This is a genomic window from Nocardioides sp. Root240 (genome assembly GCF_001428825.1).
Lineage (GTDB): Bacteria > Actinomycetota > Actinomycetes > Propionibacteriales > Nocardioidaceae > Nocardioides.
In genome coordinates, this window is the sequence record NZ_LMIT01000010.1 from 62,528 (window position 1) to 77,845 (window position 15,318).

26 protein-coding genes are annotated in these 15,318 nt (G+C 70.4%); 5 read left to right on the forward strand and 21 right to left on the reverse strand.

The window, feature by feature from the left end; all coding sequences use genetic code 11:
* Positions 1-75: 75 nt before the first annotated feature.
* From rplO to rpsJ, 21 genes are all read right to left on the reverse strand, one after another.
* The gene (gene rplO / locus ASE20_RS10305) at positions 76-516 is read right to left on the reverse strand and encodes a 50S ribosomal protein L15 (protein ID WP_056894482.1); all 441 of its coding nucleotides are present in this window, start codon (positions 514-516) and stop codon (positions 76-78) included.
* 2 nt (positions 517-518) lie between these two features.
* Positions 519-707 carry a 50S ribosomal protein L30 gene (gene rpmD, locus ASE20_RS10310; protein WP_056894483.1) on the reverse strand — a complete coding sequence of 63 codons (189 nt, stop codon included), beginning with the start codon at positions 705-707 and terminating at the stop codon, positions 519-521.
* Positions 707-1,351: a 30S ribosomal protein S5 gene (gene rpsE / locus ASE20_RS10315; protein WP_056894484.1), complete on the reverse strand. Its 645-nt coding sequence runs from the start codon at positions 1,349-1,351 to the stop codon at positions 707-709. Before rpsE ends, rpmD begins: the two co-directional genes overlap by 1 nt.
* Positions 1,352-1,376: 25 nt before the next feature.
* Positions 1,377-1,760, reverse strand: a complete 384-nt coding sequence (gene rplR / locus ASE20_RS10320) for a 50S ribosomal protein L18 (RefSeq protein WP_056894485.1) — start codon at positions 1,758-1,760, stop codon at positions 1,377-1,379.
* Positions 1,761-1,762: 2 nt separating this feature from the next.
* Positions 1,763-2,302, reverse strand: a complete 540-nt coding sequence (rplF, locus tag ASE20_RS10325) for a 50S ribosomal protein L6 (protein ID WP_056894486.1) — start codon at positions 2,300-2,302, stop codon at positions 1,763-1,765.
* A 22-nt stretch (positions 2,303-2,324) separates the two neighbouring features.
* Positions 2,325-2,729: a 30S ribosomal protein S8 gene (rpsH, locus tag ASE20_RS10330; RefSeq protein WP_056894487.1), complete on the reverse strand. Its 405-nt coding sequence runs from the start codon at positions 2,727-2,729 to the stop codon at positions 2,325-2,327.
* A 66-nt stretch (positions 2,730-2,795) separates the two neighbouring features.
* Positions 2,796-2,981: a type Z 30S ribosomal protein S14 gene (locus ASE20_RS10335; protein ID WP_011757321.1), complete on the reverse strand. Its 186-nt coding sequence runs from the start codon at positions 2,979-2,981 to the stop codon at positions 2,796-2,798.
* Between the two features lies 1 nt (position 2,982).
* Positions 2,983-3,552 carry a 50S ribosomal protein L5 gene (rplE, locus tag ASE20_RS10340; protein ID WP_056894488.1) on the reverse strand — a complete coding sequence of 190 codons (570 nt, stop codon included), beginning with the start codon at positions 3,550-3,552 and terminating at the stop codon, positions 2,983-2,985.
* Positions 3,552-3,947 (reverse strand): 50S ribosomal protein L24, encoded by a 396-nt coding sequence (rplX, locus tag ASE20_RS10345; protein WP_056894489.1) that lies wholly within the window; start codon positions 3,945-3,947, stop codon positions 3,552-3,554. The genes rplE and rplX overlap by 1 nt, the downstream gene beginning before the upstream one ends.
* Positions 3,947-4,315 carry a 50S ribosomal protein L14 gene (rplN, locus tag ASE20_RS10350; protein ID WP_011757324.1) on the reverse strand — a complete coding sequence of 123 codons (369 nt, stop codon included), beginning with the start codon at positions 4,313-4,315 and terminating at the stop codon, positions 3,947-3,949. Before rplN ends, rplX begins: the two co-directional genes overlap by 1 nt.
* An 80-nt stretch (positions 4,316-4,395) precedes the next feature.
* Complete coding sequence (gene rpsQ / locus ASE20_RS10355) at positions 4,396-4,671, reverse strand: 30S ribosomal protein S17 (RefSeq protein ID WP_056894490.1); 276 nt, start codon at positions 4,669-4,671, stop codon at positions 4,396-4,398.
* Positions 4,671-4,907 carry a 50S ribosomal protein L29 gene (gene rpmC, locus ASE20_RS10360; RefSeq protein ID WP_056894491.1) on the reverse strand — a complete coding sequence of 79 codons (237 nt, stop codon included), beginning with the start codon at positions 4,905-4,907 and terminating at the stop codon, positions 4,671-4,673. The genes rpsQ and rpmC overlap by 1 nt, the downstream gene beginning before the upstream one ends.
* Entirely contained in the window at positions 4,907-5,326 is a 420-nt protein-coding gene (rplP, locus tag ASE20_RS10365; RefSeq protein ID WP_038681126.1) for a 50S ribosomal protein L16, read from the reverse strand. Before rplP ends, rpmC begins: the two co-directional genes overlap by 1 nt.
* Positions 5,327-5,329: 3 nt before the next feature.
* On the reverse strand, positions 5,330-6,160 hold the full coding sequence (gene rpsC / locus ASE20_RS10370) for a 30S ribosomal protein S3 (protein WP_056894492.1): 831 nt from the start codon (positions 6,158-6,160) through the stop codon (positions 5,330-5,332).
* Positions 6,160-6,579: a 50S ribosomal protein L22 gene (gene rplV, locus ASE20_RS10375; protein WP_056894493.1), complete on the reverse strand. Its 420-nt coding sequence runs from the start codon at positions 6,577-6,579 to the stop codon at positions 6,160-6,162. Before rplV ends, rpsC begins: the two co-directional genes overlap by 1 nt.
* Positions 6,576-6,857, reverse strand: a complete 282-nt coding sequence (gene rpsS / locus ASE20_RS10380; protein WP_056750322.1) for a 30S ribosomal protein S19 — start codon at positions 6,855-6,857, stop codon at positions 6,576-6,578. The genes rplV and rpsS overlap by 4 nt, the downstream gene beginning before the upstream one ends.
* Positions 6,858-6,870: 13 nt before the next feature.
* The gene (rplB, locus tag ASE20_RS10385; RefSeq protein WP_056894494.1) at positions 6,871-7,707 is read right to left on the reverse strand and encodes a 50S ribosomal protein L2; all 837 of its coding nucleotides are present in this window, start codon (positions 7,705-7,707) and stop codon (positions 6,871-6,873) included.
* Complete coding sequence (gene rplW, locus ASE20_RS10390) at positions 7,707-8,009, reverse strand: 50S ribosomal protein L23 (RefSeq protein ID WP_056894495.1); 303 nt, start codon at positions 8,007-8,009, stop codon at positions 7,707-7,709. Before rplW ends, rplB begins: the two co-directional genes overlap by 1 nt.
* Positions 8,009-8,629: a 50S ribosomal protein L4 gene (gene rplD, locus ASE20_RS10395; protein ID WP_056894496.1), complete on the reverse strand. Its 621-nt coding sequence runs from the start codon at positions 8,627-8,629 to the stop codon at positions 8,009-8,011. The genes rplW and rplD overlap by 1 nt, the downstream gene beginning before the upstream one ends.
* A gap of 5 nt (positions 8,630-8,634) precedes the next feature.
* Positions 8,635-9,285 carry a 50S ribosomal protein L3 gene (rplC, locus tag ASE20_RS10400; RefSeq protein ID WP_056894497.1) on the reverse strand — a complete coding sequence of 217 codons (651 nt, stop codon included), beginning with the start codon at positions 9,283-9,285 and terminating at the stop codon, positions 8,635-8,637.
* 19 nt (positions 9,286-9,304) lie between these two features.
* Positions 9,305-9,613 carry a 30S ribosomal protein S10 gene (rpsJ, locus tag ASE20_RS10405; RefSeq protein ID WP_007078637.1) on the reverse strand — a complete coding sequence of 103 codons (309 nt, stop codon included), beginning with the start codon at positions 9,611-9,613 and terminating at the stop codon, positions 9,305-9,307.
* 432 nt (positions 9,614-10,045) lie between these two features.
* On the opposite strand from rpsJ, the gene ASE20_RS10410 reads away from it, so the two are divergent.
* Genes ASE20_RS10410 through ASE20_RS10430 form a run of 5 tightly spaced genes read left to right on the forward strand, consistent with a single transcriptional unit; the run spans position 10,046 to position 15,305 of the window.
* Positions 10,046-11,194, forward strand: a complete 1,149-nt coding sequence (locus ASE20_RS10410) for a hypothetical protein (protein WP_056894498.1) — start codon at positions 10,046-10,048, stop codon at positions 11,192-11,194.
* Positions 11,191-11,832: a DUF4129 domain-containing protein gene (locus ASE20_RS10415; RefSeq protein ID WP_056894499.1), complete on the forward strand. Its 642-nt coding sequence runs from the start codon at positions 11,191-11,193 to the stop codon at positions 11,830-11,832. Before ASE20_RS10410 ends, ASE20_RS10415 begins: the two co-directional genes overlap by 4 nt.
* Entirely contained in the window at positions 11,829-12,971 is a 1,143-nt protein-coding gene (locus ASE20_RS10420) for a DUF4350 domain-containing protein (protein ID WP_056894500.1), read from the forward strand. The genes ASE20_RS10415 and ASE20_RS10420 overlap by 4 nt, the downstream gene beginning before the upstream one ends.
* Positions 12,968-13,966, forward strand: coding sequence for an AAA family ATPase (locus ASE20_RS10425; RefSeq protein ID WP_056894501.1), 999 nt, complete (start codon positions 12,968-12,970; stop codon positions 13,964-13,966). The genes ASE20_RS10420 and ASE20_RS10425 overlap by 4 nt, the downstream gene beginning before the upstream one ends.
* Before the next feature lie 13 nt (positions 13,967-13,979).
* A complete protein-coding gene (locus tag ASE20_RS10430; RefSeq protein WP_056894502.1) occupies positions 13,980-15,305 on the forward strand; it encodes a DUF58 domain-containing protein in 1,326 nt (441 codons plus the stop codon).
* Positions 15,306-15,318 lie beyond the last annotated feature (13 nt).

Here is a 15,318-nt window from a genome sequence, read left to right on the forward strand (position 1 = left end):
CAGGTGGGGAGACGACACGAGGGGCGCGGCGGGACCCGGGTGTCACCCGGGGCCGACGCGCCCCTCGCAGCGCCGTCACAGGACCGTTACGGTCCCGCCGGCGCCCTCGATCTTCTCCTTGGCCGATGCGGAGAACGCCTGCGCGCTCACCGACACCTTGACCGTCAGGTCACCCTGGCCGAGCACCTTGACGGGCTCGCCCTTGCGGACGGCGCCCTTGGCGACCAGCGTCTCCGGGGTCACGTCGCCACCCTCGGGGAACAGCGCGCTGATCCGGTCGAGGTTGACGACCTGGAAGGTCACCTTGAAGGGGTTCTTGAAGCCCTTGAGCTTCGGGAGCCGCATGTGCAGCGGCATCTGGCCACCCTCGAACGCGACCGGGACCTGGTAGCGGGCCTTGGTGCCCTTCGTACCACGACCGGCGGTCTTGCCCTTGGAGCCCTCACCACGACCCACGCGGGTCTTGGCGGTCTTGGCGCCCGGAGCCGGGCGCAGGTGGTGCAGCTTGAGAGTCATGGTCACTCGCCTCCGACGACCTCGACCGTCACCAGGTGACGGACGGTGTGGACCATGCCCCGGATCTCGGGACGGTCCTCCTTGATGACGACGTCGCCGATCCGCTTGAGGCCCAGCGTGCGCAGGGTCTCGCGCTGGTTGGCCTTCGTGCCGATCTTCGACTTGGTCTGCTGGACCTTGAGCTGTGCCATCAGCCGTTCACCGCCGCAGGGGCAGCGGCCTTGGCGGCGACCGCAGCGGCCTCGCCCTCGGCCTGGGCCTTCAGCAGCGCCGCCGGGGCGACGTGCTCCACCGGCAGACCACGACGCGCGGCGACGGTCTCGGGCATCTCCAGCATGCGGAGGGCCTCGACGGTTGCGTGCACGATGTTGATCTGGTTCGACGAGCCCAGCGACTTGCTGAGGACGTCGTGGATGCCGGCGCACTCCAGGACGGCGCGCACCGGACCACCGGCGATGACACCGGTACCGGGGGCGGCCGGGCGCAGGAACACCACGCCGGCAGCCTTCTCGCCCGTCACCGGGTGCGGGATCGTGCCCTGGATGCGGGGGACGCGGAAGAAGTTCTTCTTCGCCTCCTCGACACCCTTGGCGATCGCCGCGGGAACTTCCTTGGCCTTGCCGTAGCCGACGCCGACCAGACCGTCACCGTCGCCCACGATCACGAGGGCGGTGAAGCTGAAGCGACGACCACCCTTCACGACCTTGGCGACGCGGTTGATGGCAACGACGCGCTCGACGTACTGGCTCTTCTCGGCGCCGCCACGGCCGCCGTCGCGGCCGCCACGGCCACCACGGTCGCCGCCCGAACGCTGTCCGCGCTGGGGTCCGCTCATGATTTCTCCTCAGTCCTGTTCGCGGTCAGAAGGTCAGGCCGCCCTCGCGGGCGCCATCTGCCAGGGCCGCGATGCGACCGTGATACTTGTTGCCCGAGCGGTCGAAGACAACGGTCTCGACGCCCTGCTCCTTGGCACGGGCGGCAACGAGCTCGCCGACCTTCTTGGCCTTGGCGGTCTTGTCGCCGTCGAAGGCGCGCAGGTCGCCCTCGAGGGTCGAGGCCGACACCAGGGTCTTGCCGATCAGGTCGTCGACGACCTGGGCGGTGATGTGCTTCGTCGACCGGGTGACCACCAGGCGCGGACGCGCGGCGGTGCCGGAGATCTTCTTGCGGCCACGAACCTGGCGGCGCAGCTTGGAGCTAGCGCGAGCCGAGAGGTTGCGCTTGTGCTTGAGGGTGATCGCCATGGTCACTTACCAGCCTTTCCGACCTTGCGGCGGACATGCTCGCCGGCGTACCGGACGCCCTTGCCCTTGTAGGGCTCGGGCTTGCGGAGCTTGCGGATGTTGGCGGCGACCTCGCCGACCAGCTGCTTGTCGATTCCAACGACGCTCAGCTTGGTCGGGCTCTCGACCGTGAACGTGATGCCCTCGGGGGCATCGAAGATGATCACGTGCGAGTAGCCGAGCTGGAACTCCAGCTGGGTCGGGCCCTTCGAGAGGACGCGGTAACCGACGCCCACGATCTCGAGCTTCTTCTCGTAGCCGTCGGTGACACCGACGACCATGTTGTTGATGAGCGTCCGGGACAGGCCGTGGTAGGCCTTGGACAACCGCTCGTCGTCGGGGCGCTTGACGTCGAGGACGCCCTCGCCCTTCTCGACCGTGATCGGGGAGATCACGGAGTGGCTCAGGGTGCCCTTGGGGCCCTTCACCGTGACGAGCGGGCCGTCCACCTGGACGTCGACGCCCGCGGGGACCGGGACGGGGAGCTTGCCGATGCGCGACATGTTCTTCTGCTTCCTTCCCTTGTCACCAGACGTAGGCGAGGACTTCCCCACCCACGCCCTTCTGGTTGGCCTGGCGGTCGGTCAGCAGACCCTGGCTCGTCGAGATGATCGCGACGCCGAGGCCGCCGAGCACCTTCGGGAGACCCGTGTGCTTGGCGTAGACCCGGAGGCCGGGCTTGCTGATCCGGCGGACGCCGGCAATGGAGCGCTCGCGGTTGCGGCCGTACTTGAGGGTGACGGTCAGCAGCTTGCCGACGCCGTTCTCGTTGTCCGCGACCCCGTAGGAGGTGATGTAGCCCTCCTGCTTGAGGATCTCGGCCACACCCTCCTTGAGCTTGCTGTACGGCATGGTCACCGCATCGTGGTACGCCTGGTTGGCGTTGCGCAGACGCGTGAGCATGTCTGCGATCGGGTCAGTCATCGTCATGATGTGTGTTCTTTCTCGAAGTGGTTTCGCTCCGCGCGGTGGCGGTGCGACCTGCTACGTGGTGGGTTACCAGCTCGACTTGGTCACGCCGGGCAGCTCGCCCCGGTGCGCCATCTCGCGGAGGCAGATCCGGCACAGGCCGAACTTGCGGTAGACGGCCTTCGGACGGCCGCAGCGCTGGCAGCGGGTGTAACCGCGAACCGCGAACTTCGGCTTGCGAGCAGCCTTGACCTTCAGAGCGGTCTTCGCCATGTCAGTTCTCCTTGAACGGGAAGCCGAGCTGCTTCAGCAGCGCGCGCCCCTGCTCGTCGTTGGTCGCAGTGGTCACGATGGTGATGTCCATGCCCCGCTGACGGTCGACCTTGTCCTGGTCGATCTCGTGGAACATGACCTGCTCGGTCAGACCGAAGGTGTAGTTGCCGCGGCCGTCGAACTGCTTCGGCGACAGGCCACGGAAGTCGCGGATGCGCGGCAGCGCGAGCGACAGCAGGCGGTCCAGGAACTCCCACATCCGGTCGCCGCGCAGCGTGACGTGCGTGCCGATCGGCATGCCCTCGCGCAGCTTGAACTGAGCGATGGACTTGCGAGCCTTGGTGACGGCCGGCTTCTGGCCGGTGATCGCGGTGAGGTCGCGGATCGCGCCCTCGATCAGCTTCGAGTCACGCGCGGCCTCGCCGACACCCATGTTCACGACGACCTTGACGACGCCGGGAACCTGCATGACGTTGGCGATCTCGAACTCGGTCCGCAGCGCCGGGAGGATCTCCTCGCGGTACTTCGTCTTGAGCCGGGGCGTGACCTTCTCGATGGTGCTCTCGGTCATCAGATTTCCTTCCCGGTCTTGCGGGAGATACGGACGCTGCGCGTCGAGGTGTACTCCGAGCCGTCGGGGCGACGCTTGGTGACCTCGACCCGCTTGTTGCCGGTGCGGGTGACGCCGTCACCCTCGACCAGCATCACGTTGGACACGTGGATCGGCGCCTCGGTGGTGATGATGCCGCCGGTGGTGCCGGCGCGACCGCCCTGGTCGACGACCTTGGTGTGCTTCTTGATCCGGTTGACGCCCTCGACGATCACCCGCTGCTCCTCGCGGAGCACCTTGATGATCTTGCCCTCGGCACCCTTGTCCTTGCCGGCGATGACCTTGACGGTGTCGCCCTTCTTGACGTGGAGGTGCGGACGCTTGCGGTCCTGCTCCGACTTCTTGCGGACAGCCATCACAGCACCTCCGGTGCGAGCGAGATGATCTTCATGAACTTCTTCTCGCGCAGCTCGCGGCCCACCGGGCCGAAGATGCGCGTGCCACGCGGCTCGCCGTCGTTCTTGAGGATCACGGCGGCGTTCTCGTCGAAGCGGATGTACGAACCGTCGGGACGACGGCGCTCCTTCACGGTGCGCACGACGACCGCCTTGACGACGTCACCCTTCTTCACGTTGCCACCGGGGATGGCGTCCTTCACGGTGGCGACGATGACGTCGCCGATCCCGGCGTAGCGACGACCGGAGCCGCCGAGCACGCGGATGCAAAGGATCTCCTTGGCACCGGTGTTGTCGGCGACCTTGAGTCGCGACTCCTGCTGAATCATCGATATCTCCTGGTTGTCGTGCCGGTTCTCAGGCCCTCACGGGGCCGGAGCCTGGCCGAACTGCCAATAAAAGGGCAGAGTTACTTGGCGCGCTCGAGGATCTCCACCACGCGCCAGCGCTTGGTGGCCGAGAGCGGGCGGGTCTCCATGATGAGGACACGGTCGCCGACGCCGCAGTCGTTCTGCTCGTCGTGGGCCTTGAGCCGCGTGTTGCGGCGCATGACCTTGCCGTAGAGCGCGTGCTTGACGCGGTCCTCGACGGACACGACCACGGTCTTGTCCATCTTGTCGCTGACGACCAGACCCTCGCGGGTCTTGCGGGCGTTGCGCGCGGTCTCGTTGACGGACTCGCTCATCAGTTCTCCTCTTCCGATCCCGGCGCCGTGCGAATGCCGAGCTCACGCTCGCGCACCACGGTGTAGATCCGGGCAATGTCCTTCTTGACCGTGCGGAGCCGACCGTGGCTCTCCAGCTGGCCGGTGGCCGCCTGGAAGCGCAGGTTGAACAGCTCCTCCTTGGCCTCGCGCAGCTTGGACTCGAGGTCGACGGCGTTGAGCTCGTCCAGCTCGTGGGCGCGGATGACGTTCGCCATCAGAACTCACCAGCCTCTCGCGTGATGAAACGGCACTTCATGGGCAGCTTGTGGATCGCACGGCGCATGGCCTCGCGGGCCACGTCCTCCGGCACACCGGACAGCTCGAACATGACGCGGCCGGGCTTGACGTTGGCGACCCACCACTCGGGGGAACCCTTACCGGAACCCATGCGGGTCTCAGCGGGCTTCTTGGTGAGGGGGCGGTCCGGGTAGATGTTGATCCAGACCTTTCCGCCACGCTTGATGTGGCGGGTCATCGCGATACGGGCCGACTCGATCTGGCGGTTGGTCACGTAGTGACCCTCAACAGCCTGGATACCGAAGTCACCGAACGCGAGCGACGTACCACCCTTGGCAGCACCCCGACGCTTCGGGTGGTGCTGCTTGCGGTGCTTGACGCGACGCGGCATCAACATGGGTCAGGACTCCGTTCCGGTGCTCGGCTCCACCGCGGCGGCCTCGGGGGCAGCAGCCTCGGCCGGGGCCTCGGTGCGGTCGGAGCGGTTCGGGCGGTCACCGCGCGACCCACGGGTCGGTCGGTCGCCACCGCGGCTGGGACGGCCACTGCCACCGCGGCCGGGGACGCCGGCGCGGGCAGCAGCCTGGGCCTGGCGCTCGGCACGGGTGCCGGCGACCTCGCCCTTGTAGATCCAGACCTTCACGCCGATGCGGCCGAAGGTCGTGCGGGCCTCGTAGAAGCCGTAGTCGATGTCGGCACGCAGCGTGTGCAGCGGGACGCGGCCCTCGCGGTAGAACTCGGTGCGCGACATCTCGGCGCCGTTGAGGCGGCCCGAGCACTGGATCCGGATGCCCTTGGCACCGGAACGCATCGAGGTCTGCATGGCCTTGCGCATCGCGCGGCGGAACTGCACGCGGCCCGACAGCTGCTCGGCAACGCCCTGGGCGACCAGCTGCGCGTCGATCTCGGGGTTCTTGACCTCGAGGATGTTCAGCTGGACCTGCTTGCCGGTGAGCTTCTCGAGCTCGCCACGGATCCGGTCGGCCTCGGCGCCACGGCGACCGATGACGATGCCCGGACGCGCGGTGTGGATGTCGACGCGGACCCGGTCACGGGTGCGCTCGATCTCGACCTTGGCGATGCCGGCCCGCTCCATGCCCTTGCTGAGCAGCTTGCGGATCGCGACGTCCTCGCCGACGTAGGACTTGTACAGCTTGTCGGCGTACCAACGCGACTTGTGGTCGGTCGAGATGCCGAGGCGGAAGCCGTTCGGGTTGATCTTCTGACCCATTACTTCTTGCCCTTCTTCGCGACGACGTCGGCCGGCTGGACCGCGATGGTGATGTGGCTGGTGCGCTTGTTGATCCGGGTGGCCCGGCCCTGCGCACGCGGACGCCAACGCTTCATCGTCGGGCCCTCGTCGACCCGCGCGATCGAGACGACCAGGTCACCGGTGGCGAGGCCCTCGGTGGTCCCGGCGTTCGCCACGGCGCTGGCGAGCACCTTGGCGACGGTCTCGGACGCGGACTGCGGCGCGAACTGCAGCAGCGTCAGCGCCTCGTCGGCGGGCAGGCCGCGGACCAGGTCGACGACGCGGCGCGCCTTCATCGGGGTGATCCGCACGAAGCGGGCGGTCGCGAAGGCGCCGGGCTCGTCGCCCAGGATCGACTCGCGACGCGCGCTGGTGCGGTGACGCTCAGTGGTGCTCATCGACGGCGTCCCTTCCGGTCTTCCTTGACGTGGCCGCGGTAGGTGCGCGTCGGAGCGAACTCACCGAGCTTGTGGCCGACCATCGAGTCGGAGATGAAGACCGGGACGTGCTTGCGACCGTCGTGGACGGCAATCGTGTGGCCGATCATCGAGGGGATGATCATGGACCGACGCGACCAGGTCTTGATGACGTTGTGGGTGCCCTTGTCGTTCTCGGCGTCCACCTTCTTGAGAAGGTGGCCGTCGATGAAGGGGCCCTTCTTCAGGCTGCGAGGCATCTCTGACGTTCCTTCAGCGCTTGTTCTTGCCGGACTTGCGGCGTCGGATGATCTGGGAGTCGCTGGCCTTGCGCTTGCGCGTACGGCCCTCGGGCTTGCCCCACGGCGAGACGGGGTGGCGACCACCGGACGTCTTGCCCTCACCACCACCGTGCGGGTGGTCGACCGGGTTCATGACGACACCACGGACGGTCGGGCGCTTGCCCTTCCAGCGCATGCGGCCGGCCTTGCCCCAGTTGATGTTCGACTGCTCGGCGTTGCCCACCTCGCCGACGGTGGCGCGGCAGCGCACGTCGACGTAGCGCATCTCGCCGGACGGCAGGCGCAGCGTGGCGCGGCTGCCCTCACGGGCGACCAGCTGCGCGCTGTTGCCGGCCGAGCGGGCCATCTTGGCGCCGCCACCGGGACGGAGCTCCACGCAGTGGATCGTCGTACCGACGGGGATGTTGCGCAGCGGCAGGTTGTTGCCCGGCTTGATGTCGGCACCGACGCCCGACTCGACCCGCATGCCCTGCGTCAGGTCCTTCGGCGCCACGATGTAGCGCTTCTCGCCGTCGGCGTAGTGCAGCAGCGCGATGCGCGCGGTGCGGTTCGGGTCGTACTCGATGTGCGCGACCTTGGCCGGCACGCCGTCCTTGTCGTAGCGACGGAAGTCGATGATCCGGTAGGCACGCTTGTGACCGCCACCGTGGTGCCGGGTGGTGATCCGGCCCTGGTTGTTGCGACCGCCCTTCTTGGGCAGCGGGCGCGTCAGCGACTTCTCCGGCGTGGTCCGGGTGATCTCGGCGAAGTCGGCCACCGACGAGCCACGACGGCCCGGGGTGGTCGGCTTGTACTTGCGGATAGCCATCAGGCCTGACCTCCGAAGATGTCGATGCGGTGACCCTCGGCCAGGCTGACGATCGCGCGCTTGGTGTCCTTGCGCTTGCCGAGACCGTTCTTGGTCCGGCGGACCTTGCCCGTGCGGTTGAGGGTGTTCACCGAGGTGACCTTCACGCCGAAGACCTTCTCGACCGCGATCTTGATCTCGGTCTTGTTGGCGTCCGGGCGCACCAGGAACGTGTACTTGTTGTTGTCGAGAAGGCTGTAGCTCTTCTCCGACACGACCGGCGCGAGCAGGATGTCGCGCGGGTCCTTGTGCAGGGTGCTCATCAGTTGCTCTCCTCCTGGGCGCCGGTGTTGCCACCAGCGACGAACAGGTCGAACGCGGCCTTGCTGAACACCACGTCGTCGCTCGCGAGCACGTCGTAGGTGTTGAGCTGGTCGACGGCCACGATGTGCACCTCGGGCGCGTTGCGCAGCGAGAGCCAGGTGACGCTGTCGGTGCGCTCGAGCACGACGAGGAACTTGCGGCGGGTGGTCAGCTCGAACAGGGACGCGAGCGCGGCCTTGGTCGACGGCTTGTCGCCGGCGACGAGGCCCTCGATCACGTGGATCCGCTCGCTGCGGGCCCGGTCGGTGAGGGCACCGCGGAGGGCGGCGGCCTTCATCTTCTTGGGGGTGCGCTGCGAGTAGTCACGCGGCTGCGGGCCGTGGACGACGCCACCGCCGGCGAACTGCGGCGCGCGGGTCGAGCCCTGGCGGGCGCGGCCGGTGCCCTTCTGCTTGTAGGGCTTCTTGCCGCCACCACGGACCTCGCCGCGACGCTTGGTCGCGTGGGTGCCCTGGCGAGCAGCGGCCTGCTGGGCGACGACGACCTGGTGGATCAGCGGGACGCTGACCTCCACGTCGAAGATCGCGGCAGGGAAGTCGACGGAAACAGTCTTGGCCATCTCGATCAGCCCTTCTTCGCAGCCGTGCGCAGGACGACGAGGCCGCCCTTGGGGCCGGGAACGGCGCCCTTGATCAGGACCAGGCCCTTCTCGACGTCGACGGCGTGGACGGTGACGTTCTGGGTCGTCACGGTGTCGGAACCCATGCGGCCCGCCATGCGCAGACCCTTGAAGACGCGACCCGGGGTGGCGCAGGCGCCGATCGAGCCGGGCTTGCGGTGGTTGCGGTGGGCACCGTGCGAGGCGCTCACACCGGCGAAGCCGTGACGCTTCATGACACCGGCGAAACCCTTGCCCTTGCTGGTGCCGGTCACGTCGATGGCCTGGCCGGCCTCGAACGTGTCGACGGCCAGCTCCTGGCCAACGGTGTACTCGGAGGCGTCAGCGGTGCGGATCTCGACCACGTGGCGGCGGGGCGTGGTGCCCGCCTTGGCGAAGTGGCCCGCCTGCGGCTTGGTGACCTTGCGGCCCTCGATCTCGCCGTAGCCGATCTGGATGGCGTTGTAGCCGTCCGGCTCGGGCTGGCGGACCTGGGTGACGACGTTGGTGCTCGCGGCGACCACGGTCACGGGGACGATGCGGTTGTTCTCGTCCCACAGCTGGGTCATGCCGAGCTTGGTGCCGAGCAGGCCCTTGACGTTGCGTTCGATAGTCATGTCAGCAGCTCCCTTGCACTCAGAGCTTGATCTCGATGTCGACACCGGCCGGCAGGTCGAGGCGCATGAGGCTGTCGACGGTCTTCGGCGTGGGGTCGATGATGTCGATGAGGCGCTTGTGCGTACGCATCTCGAAGTGCTCGCGCGAGTCCTTGTACTTGTGGGGCGAGCGGATGACGCAGAAGACGTTCTTCTCCGTCGGCAGCGGCACCGGGCCAGCGACCTTCGCACCCGTCCGGGTGACCGTGTCAACGATCTTGCGCGCCGAGGTGTCGATCACCTCGTGGTCATAGGCCTTGAGCCTGATGCGGATCTTCTGTCCCGCCATAGGTCTCTCTCGTCCTTACTCGTCGTACGACCGTGCCGTGTCGGCTCGTTCCTGTGGGCCAGCTCCGACCCCCGAGGTCGGGCGTGTCGCGCCATGTTGCGGGCACACACGTCTCCCCTGGGGGAAGTGGAGCTGTTGTTCTCGGCTGCTTCGTGTCTTGGCGCGGTGCGACCAACGTCGACCACCGGGCACGCTCGCCGCGGTGCCGGTCGGCTCCGGAGGTCCGGATCCGCCTGCTCCGCGTGGGAGACACGATTCAGTAGTCAAGGTGTGGTGCACCCCGACGCATCACGTCGGAGCAACCGGAACATCTTGGCAGAGTTCCCCGGGCGCAACAAATTCACGAGGCCTCCCCCGGAGACCGCCCGTTCCCCCGGTTGGCCGCGGACCCGGATGCAAGGATGGGCGCACCCCCGATCCACGAGGAGAACCATGAGCGACGGCTCGCAGATGTACCCGCCGCCCGGTGCGCCACCGCCCGACCAGGGCACCTCGTGGACCCCCTCCCCGCACGTCCCTCCCGGCTCCCCTGTCCCGCACGCCCCGCCGGGCCCGCCCGTGCCGCAGCCGACGAGCTGGGCGCCGTACCCGACGTCGGGGCCGGGTCCACGCCGCGGCCTGGCGCTCGGCGCGGCCCACCGGCCCGGCGCCTTCCCGCTGCGGCCACTGCGCCTCGGCGACATGTACGACGGCGCGTTCCGCATCATCCGGTTCAACCCGAAGGCCACGGTCGGCGCCGCGGTTCTCGTCACCGCGGTCGCGATGCTGGTCCCGATCGTCATCACCGCGGTGCTGACGGGCACGGTCGGGCTCGCACTCGACGAGAACGGCGAGGTTTCCTCCGACGCAGGGGTGGGCGAGGCGCTGGCGTTCCTGGCCTCGGGGGGCTCGCTGCTGCTGGCCTACGTGCTGTCCTTCATCGGCCTCACCCTGGTGACCGGCATGGTCGTGCACGTCGCGCGGGCGGCCGCGGTCGGCCACCGGCTCGACCTCGGCCAGGCGTGGGCGGCCACCCTCGGCAAGCGCTGGCGGTTGATCGGGCTGGGCCTGCTGACGACCGTCACCTACGTCGGCGTGATGACCGTCTACGTCCTGCTGTGGATCGTGCTGGTCGCTGCGGACGCCCCCACCCTGGCCGTGGTGCTGTGGGGGCTGGTCACGGTGCCGGCGTTCATTGCCCTGTGCGTGTGGACCTGGATCAAGGTCTTCTACCTCGCCGTCCCGACCCTGATGCTGGAGCCGGTCGGGGTGTTCGGCGCGATCGGGCGCGGCTGGCGGCTGACCCGGGGCCAGTTCTGGCGCACCTTCGGCATCGCCTTGCTGACCGTGATCATCGCCTCCATCGGCGGCAGCATCCTCTCGACGCCGATCTCGTTCGTGGGCCAGATCGCGATGTTCCTGTCCAGCGACTACGGCTTCCTCATCCTGGTGGTGACCCAGGCGGTCGCGCTGGTGGTGCAGAACGCCTTCACCGCGCCCTTCCAGGCCGGCGTGACCTCGCTGCAGTACCTCGACCAGCGCATCCGCAAGGAGGCGCTCGACGTCGAGCTGCTGCGGGAGGCGGGGATCGTCGGCGCATGAGCCCGCTCCCCGCTGCCCTGCTCGCCGGGAGCCTCGACCCGCCGCTGGACCCCAGCGGCGACGAGGCCCGGCGCCTGCTGCGCCGTGAGCTCGCGGACCCCAAGTACTACGACGCCAACATCCTCGAACGGCTGCAGGACTGGCTCGAGCGGCTGATCGACGACACCGTCGACGGCGCGTCCGCCTCGGGGCCGTTGTCCACCGCGATCGCGATCGTCGTGGTCCTCGCGCTGGTGGCGGCGATCGCGCTGCTCGTCTCCCGCGCCCGTCGTACGGCGACCGCGCAGCGCCCCGGCACCGCCGCCCTCACCGACGAGGTCATCACCGCCGGCGAGCTGCGGGCCCGGGCCGAGGCCGCGCTGGCCTCCGGCGACGCGTCGACCGCCCTGGTCGACGCGTTCCGCGCCGTGGCCGTGCGCCAGGTCGAACGGGACCGGATCGAGGACGTCCCGCAGGCCACCGCGCACGAGCTGGCCCGGGCCCTGGCCGCTGAGTTCCTGGCGCACGCGGTCGCCATCCACCACGGCGCCGACCTCTTCGACCAGACCCTGTACGGCGAGCGCGTGGCCACCCGCGAGCAGGCCCTCGAGCTGCTCGCCCTCGACGACGCCCTCGCGGGCCGGGCGGTGCGCCGATGAGCCGGACCCCGTCGCGGACCGGCTGGCTGCTCGTCCTCGGTGTCGTCGCCGCGCTCGTCGTGGCCGTGTGGACGACCGCGGGCAGCGAGGAGTACCCGACGACGCTGGACCCCCGCAATCCCGGCCCGGAGGGCGCGCAGGCGCTGGCCGAGGTGCTCGACGGCCAGGGCGTCGACGTCACGATCGTCCGCTCGGCCGACGACCTCGAGGAGGCGGAGGTCGACGGGGGCACCACGGTGCTGGTGACCTCGACCGACGACCTCTCCCCCGGCACGCTCGACCGGCTGCGCCGGCATGCGCGGCCGGGACGGCTGGTGCTGGTCGAGCCGTCGTACCGGGTGGTGCAGGAGGTCGACAGCGACCTCGGCGCGCTCACCGTCTACCCCGACGAGCTCGACGCGCGCTGCGAGGGGGGCGAGGGGCCGGCCGGGATCGACGTCGACGGACTGCGGGTCGCCGCCGACCGGATGACCGTCTACCGCGCCGACGACCGCACCCTCGACGGTGCCCGCTGCTTCGGGCGGGACGACGGCGCCGTGCTGGTCGAGTCGCGGACCGCCGACATCGTACTCTTCGGAGCCGGTGAGGCACTGAGCAACGACCAGGTGCTGCGTGGCGACAACGCCGCCGTGGGGCTGCGGCTGGCGGGCGCCGGCAGGCGACTGGTCTGGTACGTCCCCGACCCCGCCGACGCGACCTCCGACGAGGCAGTCGCGCTGTCCTCGCTGATCCCGCGGTGGATCGAGCCGGGCCTGTGGCTGGCGCTGCTCGCGGGCCTCGGCCTGCTGCTGTGGCGGGTCCGACGGCTGGGGCCGCTGTCGACCGAGCCGCTGCCGGTCGTCGTCCGTGCCGTCGAGACCGCCCGCAGCCGCGGCCGGATGTACCGCCGCAGCGGCGACCACGGCCACGCCGCCACCGCCCTGCGCCGCGCGGCCCGCACCGATCTCGCCGCCCGGCTCGGGCTGGACCGCCGTGCCGAGGTCGCCGAGGTGGTCGAGGTGGTCGCCGCGCACACCGACCGACCCGTCGAGCGTGTCGCCGCGCTGCTCGACGACACGATCCCGCCCACGAGCGACCAGGACCTGGTCCGGCTCGCCCAGGAGCTCGCCCGTCTCAGGAGAGAGGTACGACGAGGATGACCGAGATGACGTACGGAACCCCGCCCCCACCACCCCCGGCCGGTGACGGCGCGCTGCGCGAGCGGCTGCTCGCCGTACGGCAGGAGGTCGCCAAGGCCGTCGTCGGCCAGGACGCCGCCGTGTCCGGCCTGCTCGTCGCGCTGCTCTGCGGCGGCCACGTGCTGATGGAGGGCGTGCCGGGCACGGCCAAGACGCTGCTGGTGCGCACCCTGGCCTCGAGCCTGTCGGTGCAGACGCGGCGGGTGCAGTTCACGCCGGACCTGATGCCCGGCGACATCACCGGCTCGCTGGTGATCGACTCGAGCGCGGGCGAGCTGTCCTTCCGCGAGGGGCCGATCTTCACCAACCTGCTGCTCGCCGACGAGATCAACCGGACGCCCCCGAAGACGCAGTCCGCGCTGCTGGAGGCGATGGAGGAGGGCCAGGTGTCCGCCGACGGCGTGACCCGCCCGCTCCCCCGGCCCTTCCTCGTCGCGGCCACCCAGAACCCGGTCGAGTTCGAGGGCACCTACCCGCTGCCCGAGGCGCAGCTGGACCGCTTCCTGCTCAAGGTGGTGCTGCCCGTCCCGCCGCGCGACGACGAGGTGACCATCCTGACCCGGCACGCCGCCGGCTTCGACCCGCGCGACGTCGCCGGCGCCGGGGTCACCGCCGTGGCGAGCGGCGCCGACATCGAGGCCGCGCAAGCCGCCGCGAAGACCGTGCAGGTCTCGCCCGAGGTGGCGGCCTACATCGTCGACATCGCCCGCGCGACCCGCCAGTCCCCCAGCCTCTCGCTCGGCGTCAGCCCCCGCGGCGCGACCGCGCTGCTGCGCGCGGCCCGGGCGTGGGCGTGGCTGTCGGGGCGCGACTTCGTGACGCCCGACGACGTCAAGGCGCTCGCCCAGGCCGCGCTCGTGCACCGGCTCGGACTGCGTCCCGAGGCCGAGCTCGAGGGCGTCGACGTCGCCCAGGTGCTGGCCTCGGCCATCGCCTCGGTGCCGGTCCCGCGGTGAGGCGCTGCTGCTGATGGCGATCTCCGGGCGCGTGCCGCTGCTGCTCCTGCTGGGGCTGGCGGCGGTCGTGCTGCGTCCCGAGGGCAGCACGGTGCTGCTGTGGCTGCTCGGCGTGCTGGTCATGGTCGGCATCGACGTCCTCCTGGCTCCGGTGCCCTCGAGCGTCGGCATCGAGCGGCGCCAGCCCGGCACCGTCCGGCTCGGCGACCCGGCGACCGGCGGGCTGGTGCTGACCGCGGCCCGCGGCGCGCGGGTGCAGGTGCGCGACGCCTGGCAGCCCTCGGCCGGCGCGAGCGCCAACCGCCACCGGCTCCGCCTCCGCGCCGGCGAGCCGCAGCGCCTGACCACACCGCTGCTCCCCCGACGGCGCGGTGACCTCCGGGCCGCCGGCGTGACCGTGCGGGCCTGGGGGCCACTGGGCCTGGCCGCGCGGCAGCGGACCTACGACGTACCGGGGACGGTGCGGGCGCTCCCGCCCTTCGAGTCCCGCAAGCACCTGCCGTCGCGACTGGCCCGGCTGCGCGACCTGGACGGCCGCGCCGCGATCCGGGTGCGCGGGCAGGGCACGGAGTTCGACTCGTTGCGCGAGTACGTGCGCGGCGACGACGTGCGCTCGATCGACTGGCGTGCCTCGGCCCGCACGCCACACGTCGTGGTGCGCACCTGGCAGCCCGAGCGCGACCGCCGCGTGGTGCTCGTGCTCGACACCTCACGCACCTCGGCCGGCCGGGTCGCCCGGTTCCCCGGCGACGACGCGGAGGACGGCATGCCCCGCCTCGACGCCGCCATGGACGCCGCCCTCCTGCTCGGCTCGCTCGCCGCCCGCGCGGGCGACCGGATCGACTTCCTCGCCGGTGACCGCCGCGTCCGCGCGCGCCAGCGGGTGCACGGCGTCCGCGACGTCGCCGCCCGGCTCCAGGAGCAGATGGCCGACCTCGAGCCGGCCCTCGTCGAGGCCGACTGGGACACGCTCGCCGGCGCCGTCCAGGGCTTCGGTCGCCAGCGCGCGCTCGTCGTCCTGCTGACCGCGCTCGAGCCGAGCGCCATCGCCGACGGCCTGCTCCCCGTCCTCCCGACCCTCGTGCGGCACCACCGGGTCGTCGTCGCGTCCGTGCGCGACCCCGAGCTCGGCCGGCTCGCCGACGTCTCCGCCACCGAGCGCCCCACCGCCGACACCGTCTACGCCGCCGCGGCCGCCGAGCACGAGCTGGCCCGCCGTACCCGGATGCGGGAGGTGCTGGCCCGGCTGGGCGTCGACGTCGTCGACGCGGACGCCGCCCAGCTGCCGCCAGCCCTCGCGGACCACTACCTGCACCTGAAGGCGCAGGGGCTGCTCTGAGGGGCGGACCGGG

Bases quoted from the DNA above. Each gene is read 5' to 3' on its own strand.
- rplO (WP_056894482.1), bottom strand. From the start codon at position 516: ATGACTCTCAAGCTGCACCACCTGCGCCCGGCTCCGGGCGCCAAGACC.
- rpmD (WP_056894483.1), bottom strand. From the start codon at position 707: ATGGCACAGCTCAAGGTCCAGCAGACCAAGTCGAAGATCGGCACGAAG.
- rpsE (WP_056894484.1), bottom strand. From the start codon at position 1,351: ATGAGCGGACCCCAGCGCGGACAGCGTTCGGGCGGCGACCGTGGTGGC.
- rplR (WP_056894485.1), bottom strand. From the start codon at position 1,760: ATGGCGATCACCCTCAAGCACAAGCGCAACCTCTCGGCTCGCGCTAGC.
- rplF (WP_056894486.1), bottom strand. From the start codon at position 2,302: ATGTCGCGCATCGGCAAGCTCCCCGTCCCGGTCCCCGCGGGCGTCGAC.
- rpsH (WP_056894487.1), bottom strand. From the start codon at position 2,729: ATGACGATGACTGACCCGATCGCAGACATGCTCACGCGTCTGCGCAAC.
- ASE20_RS10335 (WP_011757321.1), bottom strand. From the start codon at position 2,981: ATGGCGAAGACCGCTCTGAAGGTCAAGGCTGCTCGCAAGCCGAAGTTC.
- rplE (WP_056894488.1), bottom strand. From the start codon at position 3,552: ATGACCGAGAGCACCATCGAGAAGGTCACGCCCCGGCTCAAGACGAAG.
- rplX (WP_056894489.1), bottom strand. From the start codon at position 3,947: ATGGCTGTCCGCAAGAAGTCGGAGCAGGACCGCAAGCGTCCGCACCTC.
- rplN (WP_011757324.1), bottom strand. From the start codon at position 4,315: ATGATTCAGCAGGAGTCGCGACTCAAGGTCGCCGACAACACCGGTGCC.
- rpsQ (WP_056894490.1), bottom strand. From the start codon at position 4,671: ATGAGCGAGTCCGTCAACGAGACCGCGCGCAACGCCCGCAAGACCCGC.
- rpmC (WP_056894491.1), bottom strand. From the start codon at position 4,907: ATGGCGAACGTCATCCGCGCCCACGAGCTGGACGAGCTCAACGCCGTC.
- rplP (WP_038681126.1), bottom strand. From the start codon at position 5,326: ATGTTGATGCCGCGTCGCGTCAAGCACCGCAAGCAGCACCACCCGAAG.
- rpsC (WP_056894492.1), bottom strand. From the start codon at position 6,160: ATGGGTCAGAAGATCAACCCGAACGGCTTCCGCCTCGGCATCTCGACC.
- rplV (WP_056894493.1), bottom strand. From the start codon at position 6,579: ATGAGCACCACTGAGCGTCACCGCACCAGCGCGCGTCGCGAGTCGATC.
- rpsS (WP_056750322.1), bottom strand. From the start codon at position 6,857: ATGCCTCGCAGCCTGAAGAAGGGCCCCTTCATCGACGGCCACCTTCTC.
- rplB (WP_056894494.1), bottom strand. From the start codon at position 7,707: ATGGCTATCCGCAAGTACAAGCCGACCACCCCGGGCCGTCGTGGCTCG.
- rplW (WP_056894495.1), bottom strand. From the start codon at position 8,009: ATGAGCACCCTGCACAAGGACCCGCGCGACATCCTGCTCGCGCCGGTC.
- rplD (WP_056894496.1), bottom strand. From the start codon at position 8,629: ATGGCCAAGACTGTTTCCGTCGACTTCCCTGCCGCGATCTTCGACGTG.
- rplC (WP_056894497.1), bottom strand. From the start codon at position 9,285: ATGACTATCGAACGCAACGTCAAGGGCCTGCTCGGCACCAAGCTCGGC.
- rpsJ (WP_007078637.1), bottom strand. From the start codon at position 9,613: ATGGCGGGACAGAAGATCCGCATCAGGCTCAAGGCCTATGACCACGAG.
- ASE20_RS10410 (WP_056894498.1), top strand. From the start codon at position 10,046: ATGAGCGACGGCTCGCAGATGTACCCGCCGCCCGGTGCGCCACCGCCC.
- ASE20_RS10415 (WP_056894499.1), top strand. From the start codon at position 11,191: ATGAGCCCGCTCCCCGCTGCCCTGCTCGCCGGGAGCCTCGACCCGCCG.
- ASE20_RS10420 (WP_056894500.1), top strand. From the start codon at position 11,829: ATGAGCCGGACCCCGTCGCGGACCGGCTGGCTGCTCGTCCTCGGTGTC.
- ASE20_RS10425 (WP_056894501.1), top strand. From the start codon at position 12,968: ATGACCGAGATGACGTACGGAACCCCGCCCCCACCACCCCCGGCCGGT.
- ASE20_RS10430 (WP_056894502.1), top strand. From the start codon at position 13,980: ATGGCGATCTCCGGGCGCGTGCCGCTGCTGCTCCTGCTGGGGCTGGCG.